The 6,497-nt window shown below is 69.6% G+C and carries 6 protein-coding genes; 5 read left to right on the top strand and 1 reads right to left on the bottom strand.

Translation table 11 applies throughout. From position 1 onward, the window contains the following. A partial coding sequence (locus H5J33_RS19520; protein WP_181796217.1) for an endo-1,4-beta-xylanase occupies positions 1 to 944 on the top strand: 944 nt, incomplete at its 5' end. A 326-nt stretch (positions 945 to 1,270) separates the two neighbouring features. On the opposite strand, the gene H5J33_RS19515 is transcribed toward H5J33_RS19520, so the two are convergent. Further along, positions 1,271 to 2,293 (bottom strand): LacI family DNA-binding transcriptional regulator, encoded by a 1,023-nt coding sequence (locus H5J33_RS19515; RefSeq protein WP_181796216.1) that lies wholly within the window; start codon positions 2,291 to 2,293, stop codon positions 1,271 to 1,273. Between the two features lie 154 nt (positions 2,294 to 2,447). On the opposite strand from H5J33_RS19515, the gene H5J33_RS19510 reads away from it, so the two are divergent. The 4 genes from H5J33_RS19510 to H5J33_RS19495 form a co-directional block, all read left to right on the top strand. Continuing rightward, positions 2,448 to 3,734, top strand: a complete 1,287-nt coding sequence (locus H5J33_RS19510) for an ABC transporter substrate-binding protein (protein WP_399552877.1) — start codon at positions 2,448 to 2,450, stop codon at positions 3,732 to 3,734. A 7-nt stretch (positions 3,735 to 3,741) separates the two neighbouring features. Continuing rightward, entirely contained in the window at positions 3,742 to 4,698 is a 957-nt protein-coding gene (locus tag H5J33_RS19505; protein ID WP_181796214.1) for a carbohydrate ABC transporter permease, read from the top strand. Next, positions 4,695 to 5,513, top strand: a complete 819-nt coding sequence (locus H5J33_RS19500) for a carbohydrate ABC transporter permease (protein ID WP_181796213.1) — start codon at positions 4,695 to 4,697, stop codon at positions 5,511 to 5,513. Before H5J33_RS19505 ends, H5J33_RS19500 begins: the two co-directional genes overlap by 4 nt. Continuing rightward, positions 5,510 to 6,497 (top strand): glycoside hydrolase family 3 N-terminal domain-containing protein (locus tag H5J33_RS19495; RefSeq protein WP_309485443.1); only part of this gene is annotated, 988 nt, incomplete at its 3' end. The genes H5J33_RS19500 and H5J33_RS19495, both read left to right, overlap by 4 nt.

Genomic DNA, 6,497 nt, shown 5'->3' with positions numbered 1-6,497 from the left:
ACCTGCGGATCGGCACCGCGGTCGACATGTCCGCGCTCGCCGACGACGCCTCCTACCGCCGGCTCACGGGCTCCGAGTTCTCCACCGTCACCCCGGAGAACGTGATGAAGTGGGAGGTGATCGAACCCCGTCAGGGCGAGTACGACTACGCCGCCGCCGACCGGCTCGTCGACTTCGCGCGCCGGCACGGGCAGAAGGTGCGCGGCCATGTCCTGGTCTGGCACAACCAGTTGCCGTCCTGGCTGACCTCCGGCGACTTCACCCCCGATGAGCTGCGGGAGATCCTGCACCGCCACATCACCGACACCGTCCGCCACTTCAAGGGGCGGATCTGGCAATGGGACGTGGTCAACGAGGCGTTCAACGAGGACGGCACCCTGCGCGACAGCATCTGGCTGCGCGAGCTCGGGCCCGGTTACATCGCCGACGCCTTCCGCTGGGCCCACGAGGCCGACCCGCACGCGCTGCTGTTCTACAACGACTACAACACCGAGTGGACGGGCCCGAAGAGCGACGCCGTGTACGGCCTGGTGAGCCGGCTGCGGTCCGAAGGGGTGCCCATCGACGGGGTCGGCTTCCAGGGGCACCTCGGCATCCAGTACGGCCTGCCCACCGACATGGCGGCCAACTTCGCCCGCTTCGACAAGCTCGGCCTGGCGACCGCCGTGACGGAGGCGGACGTCCGCATGGAGACGCCGGCCGACGACGGCAAGCTGGCCACCCAGGCCGAGGGCTACCGGCGCCTGCTCGACGCCTGCCTGCGTGCCCGGCACTGCATCTCGTTCACCGTCTGGGGCTTCACCGACAAGTACTCCTGGGTGCCGGACACGTTCCCCGGCGAGGGCGCGGCCAACCTGTTCGACGAGAACTACCGCCCCAAGCCCGCGTACCGCGTGCTCCAGTCGGAACTGACGGGCCGGGCACGGCCGCGGTCCGCCGCGTAAAGGAGCCTCCAGCCCCCGGGAGCCCGCGCGGCATCAGGCATGCGGGTTCCCGGCGTGGCCGCGTTCCCGTGCGCCGGCCGTCGGCGCCGCTTCCGAGCGGTCTCCGGCGGCCGGCTTCGTCCTGTGCGGCGGGGTTCTCCCCGGCGGCGACGGCAGGGCGATGCCGTCGGGCGGTGCATCGCCCCGGTGGTGATGCCGGGCGGCGCCCATCGGGGCCGGTGCCCACCGGCGCCCGGGTACACCGGTCCTCGGTTGTGGAATGACCGGTACGGATCGCGCCCCGGTCCTCACGCCCACCCCGCCGGCCGCCCTCGCCCCCCGCCCCGTCACCTCCCCGCGGGCGGAGCCGTGCTCTGCCGTATCACCAGGTGGGTGGCCAGTTCGATGCGCAGGGCCGACTTCCGGGCGTCCTTGGGCCGCAGCAGCATGCGCGCCGCCTCCTCGGCCATGCGCTGGAGGGGCTGTTGGACGGTCGTCAGGGGCGGGCTCGACCAGCGGGCCGGGGGCACGTCGTCGTAGCCCACCACCGACAGCTGCCCGGGGACGCTCAGGCCCAGGACCCGGGCCGCCTCCAGGACGCCGAGGGCCTGGAGGTCGCTGCCGGCGAAGATCGCCGTCGGCCGGTCCGGGCGCCGCAGCAGGTCCATGGCGTGTTCGAAGCCGCCCTGGACGTGGAAGTCGCCGAACCGCACCAGCGCCGGATCCGGTTCGTGTCCCGCCATCGCCATCGCCGAGCGGTATCCGTCCAGCCGGGCCAGCGAGCACATCAGGTCCTCGGGGCCGGTGATGATGGCGACCCGCTCGTGCCCCTGGTCGGTCAGGTGACGCGTCGCGGCCATGCCCCCGGCCCAGTTGGCCGAGCCGACGGACGGCACGTCCGGGTCCGGATCGCCCGCCGGGTCCACGATGACGAACGGGATGGCCCGTGAGCGCAGTTGGCGCTTGACGTCCTCCGGCACCGTCGAGAAGACCAGCAGGACGCCCAGCGGGCGACGGCGCAGGACACCTCCGATCCACTCCGGGCCGGGCGCCTGCCGGGTCCCGCTCTCGGTCAGCGCCACCGTGGCGTCGTTCTGCTTGGCGACGTTCTCCACCCCGCGGATGAGCTCCATCGCCCACACGCTCTCCAGCTCGTGGAAGACGATCTCGATGAGCGGCGCCTGGGGCGCCCCCGCCGTCCGCCGGCGATAGCCGTGCGCCTCCAGCAGGCGCTCCACCTTGGCCCGGGTCGCCGGTGACACATCCGAACGACCGTTGAGCACCTTCGAAACTGTCGGAAGCGAGACGCCGGCCTCTCTGGCCACGGCTGCCAGGGTGACTCTCCGACCGACCTGGGCTTCTTCGCGCATGCCCGCAGCATAGGGCACGGACGCCGGGTAACGGTTTGGCCGCGTACGTGCACGACCGTTGACCATTTCTTCCCTCGCCTCCTACTGTCCAGCCGCAGGACTTTCGGCTCTTATACCGAAACTTTCGGAAGGCGGATGACCCATGCGTACACGGATGTCCAGAGTGGTCGCCAGCGGCGCGACCCTCGCCCTGGCGGCGACCCTCGCCGCGTGCGGCAACGGCAGCGGCGGCGGTTCCTCCAACGACGGCAAGATCCACGTGCTGGTCTACGGTGACTCCGGCAACAAGGTCGAGAAGCAGATCGTCGACACCTTCAACAAGACCTCGAAGGTCAAGGCGGTCCTCGACACCATTCCCGGCGCCGATTACCAGCAGAAGCTGCAGACCATCATCAGCACGCCCCAGGCACCGGACATCTTCTTCCACTGGGGCGGCGGCAGCATCAAGCCCTTCGTCAAGGCGGGGCTGCTGATGCCGCTGGACGACTTCATCAAGAAGGACCCCAACCTCGACGACAAGTTCCTGCCCACCGTCTACAACAGCTCCGTCGTGGACGGAAAGCCCTACGGCGTCCCCATGCGCGGCACCCAGCCGGTGCTGCTGTTCAGCAACAAGAACGTGCTCGCCAAGGCGGGGGTGAAGCAGCCGCAGACCTGGGACGAACTCCTCGACGCCGTGAGGAAGCTGAAGTCCTCGGGTGTCACCCCCATCGCCCTGGGCGGTGGCGACCAGTGGCCGACGCTGATGTGGTTCGAGTACGTCTACGACCGGGTCGCCGGCCCGGGGCTGTTCCAGAAGGCACTCGGCGGTGACAAGGACGCCTGGGCGAGCGCGGACAGCAAGAAGGCGCTCGGCATGCTCAAGGAACTGGTCGACGCCGGCGCGTTCGGCAAGAACTACGACTCGGTGAAGTACACCAACGGCTCCTCGCCCGCCCTGGTCGCCCAGGGCAAGGCCGGCTTCGAGCTGATGGGCTCCTGGTACTACTCGCAGCAGCAGACGGACGCCAAGGACTTCGCCGCCAAGGGCCTGGGCTACGGCCCGTTCCCGACCATCCCCGCCGGCAAGGGCGACCCCTCGGACGTCGTCGGCAACACCAACAACTTCTACTCGGTGCTGAAGAAGACCAAGCACCCCGAGGCCGTCGCCGAGTTCCTGAAGCTGATGTACTCCGACGAGTTCGTGAAGGCCCAGCTGGCCATCGGCAACCTGCCGACGACCACCACCACCCCGCGGTTCCTGGACAAGTCGGCGAGCCCCGAGTACTCCCGCTTCCAGTACGACCTGGTGGCCAAGGCCAAGACCTTCCAGCTGTCCTGGGACCAGGCCTACCCGCAGACCGCCAGCACCTCCATGCACCAGGCCGTCCAGCAGTTCTTCAACGGACAGCTCGACGAGGACGGCTTCATCAAGGCCATGCAGGCCCTCCCGACCGAATGATCCGCTCATGACCACACAGCTCACGAGCGCCCCGCCCACCGCCGAGCCCGCCCGTAAGGCCCGGCGGCGGCCGGAGGACTCCTACGCCGCCCGCGGCACCCGCCCCGGCTTTCTCTGGGCGCTGCCCGCCACCGTGTTCTTCACCCTCTTCGCCATCGCACCACTGATCATGGTCGCGGTGCTGTCCTTCATGAGCTGGAACGGCCTGGGATCACCCGAGTTCGTCGGCACCGACAACTGGAAGCGGATCCTCGACGACCCGGTGATGATCCGCAGCATCTGGCTCACCCTGCTGCTCACCGCCCTCGGCGTGGCCCTGCAGACCCCGCTGAGCATCGTGCTTGGCGTCTGGGCCGCCGGACACCAGCGCAACCGCGCCGTCCTGTCGGCGATCTACTTCATCCCGCTGCTGCTGTCCTCCACCGCCGTGTCGGTGCTCTGGCGGGCGCTGCTCGACCCGAACTTCGGCATCCCGGCACGGATGACCTGGCTGTTCGGCGACGGCAACCTGTTCGGCAAGCAGGCCACCGCCATCGGTGTCCTCGCCTTCGTCAGCACCTGGCAGTTCACGCCGTTCCACACGCTCATCTACCAGGGCGCCGCCCGCGCCATCCCGCCGGTGCTGTACCAGGCGGCGGAGATCGACGGCGCCGGGCGCTTCCGCCAGTTCTTCCACATCACCCTGCCGCAGCTGCGCAACTCGATCGTCACCTCGATGATCCTGATGATCGTCGGCGGCCTGACCACCTTCGAGACGGTGCTCATCCTCACCCAGGGCGGACCGGGCACCGACACCACCATCAGCGCCTACTACATGTACCAGAAGGCCTTCAAGGGCTTCGACTTCGGAGCCGGCTCGGCCATCGCCCTGTGCCTGGTCGTCGCCGCCACCATCGTCTCGCTGATCGTGGTCCGCGTCTCCGGCTACGACAAGATGCGCAGCGACATGGAGGGGGTGTCATGAGGCGCCGCCCCAACTACCTCGCCGGAGCGGGCTCGATCGTCTGGCTCGTTCTGGTGGGCCTGCCGCTGTACGTGATGCTCGCGGCGACCCTGCGCACCCGGCAGGACTACGCCAAGAAGGGCCCCGTGTCCTTCCCCGACGAGTTCACCTTCGACAACTACACCGGGGCGTTCGACTCGGGCTTCGGCCGGTACTTCCTCAACACCATCATCGTCACCGTCTGCGTCATCGGTGTGGTGCTGCTGCTCGTACCGCCGCTCGCCTACGCGATCGTCCGCAGCCGCTCCCGGATCACCTCGCAGATCTTCCGGCTGTTCCTGCTGGGCCTCGCCATCCCCGCCCAGGCGGTGATCGTGCCGATGTTCTACCTGATCAGCGAGGCCGGCCTGTACGACAACCTGCTGGGCGTCATCCTGCCCACCGCGGCGTTCTGCCTGCCGATGTCGGCGCTGATCCTCAGCGGGGCCATGCGGGACATCTCCCCGGAGCTGTTCGAGGCCATGACGATGGACGGGGCGAGCCCGAGGCGGATGTTCTTCCAGCTCGTCGTGCCGCTCTCGCGCGGCGGGCTGTCCACGATCGTGGTGTTCTCCGCCCTCCAGGCCTGGAACGGCTTCCTGTTCCCGCTGGTCCTGACCCAGTCCGACCAGACCAAGGTGATCACCCTCGGTCTGTACAACTTCCAGACCGAGCACGGCGTCGACATCCCCGGTCTGCTGGGAGCCGTGACGCTGTCCATGGTGCCCGTCCTGCTCGTCTACCTGTTCGCCCGCCGCGCCCTGGTCCAGGGCCTGATGGGCATGGGAGGAAAGTGACCGCCAACGTGGCCGTAGAGACCACCCCCGAAGTCCCCCTCTGGAACGACCCGACCCAGGACATCGGCACCCGCGTCTCCGCGCTGATCGACGCGATGACCCTGGAGGAGAAGACCGCCCAGCTGTACGGCGTGTGGGTCGGCGCGTCCGACGAGGGAGGTGAAGTCGCCCCGCACCAGCACGACATGGAGGAGGCAGTCGACCTCGACGCCCTGCTGCCCGCCGGGCTCGGCCAGTTGACCCGGCCGTTCGGCACGGCACCGGTCGATCCCGCGCTCGGCGCGCTGTCCCTGCTGCGCACCCAGAGCCGGATCACCGCCGCCAACCGCTTCGGCATCCCGGCCCTCGCCCACGAGGAGTGCCTGGCCGGATTCGCCACCTGGGGCGCCACCGCCTACCCCGTCCCGCTGTCCTGGGGCGCCACCTTCGACCCCGACCTGATCCGCCGGATGGCCGCCGCCATCGGCCACGACATGCGTTCCGTCGGCGTCCACCAGGGCCTCGCGCCCGTCCTGGACGTGGTGCGCGACGCCCGCTGGGGCCGGGTCGAGGAGACCATCGGCGAGGACCCCTACCTCGTCGGCAGCATCGGCACCGCCTACGTCCAGGGGCTGGGCTCGGCGGGTGTCGTCGCCACCCTGAAGCACTTCGCCGGCTACTCCGCCTCCCGCGCCGGCCGCAACCTCGCACCCGTCGGCATGGGCCCGCGCGAACGCGCGGACGTCCTGCTGCCGCCGTTCGAGATGGCCGTCGTCGAGGGCGGAGCCGACTCCGTCATGCACGCCTACACCGACACCGACGGCATCCCCTCGGCGGCCGACGAGGACCTCCTCACCGGGCTGCTGCGCGACACCTGGGGCTTCGAGGGCACGGTCGTCGCCGACTACTTCGGCATCGCCTTCCTCAAGACCCTGCACGGGATCGCCGGGGACTGGGCCGAGGCCGCGGCGGCGGCCCTGCGCGCGGGCGTCGACGTGGAACTGC

It is taken from the genome of Streptomyces sp. WELS2, assembly GCF_013870595.1.
Taxonomy (GTDB): domain Bacteria; phylum Actinomycetota; class Actinomycetes; order Streptomycetales; family Streptomycetaceae; genus Streptomyces.
The sequence above is the reverse complement of the archived record's forward strand: the minus strand, read 5'-3'. Positions and strand labels throughout refer to the sequence as shown.

What these genes read in the sequence shown, in the direction of transcription:
- H5J33_RS19505 (WP_181796214.1), top strand. Translation starts at nt 3,742, where the DNA reads ATGACCACACAGCTCACGAGCGCCCCGCCCACCGCCGAGCCCGCCCGT.
- H5J33_RS19500 (WP_181796213.1), top strand. Translation starts at nt 4,695, where the DNA reads ATGAGGCGCCGCCCCAACTACCTCGCCGGAGCGGGCTCGATCGTCTGG.
- H5J33_RS19510 (WP_399552877.1), top strand. Translation starts at nt 2,448, where the DNA reads ATGTCCAGAGTGGTCGCCAGCGGCGCGACCCTCGCCCTGGCGGCGACC.
- H5J33_RS19515 (WP_181796216.1), bottom strand. Translation starts at nt 2,293, where the DNA reads ATGCGCGAAGAAGCCCAGGTCGGTCGGAGAGTCACCCTGGCAGCCGTG.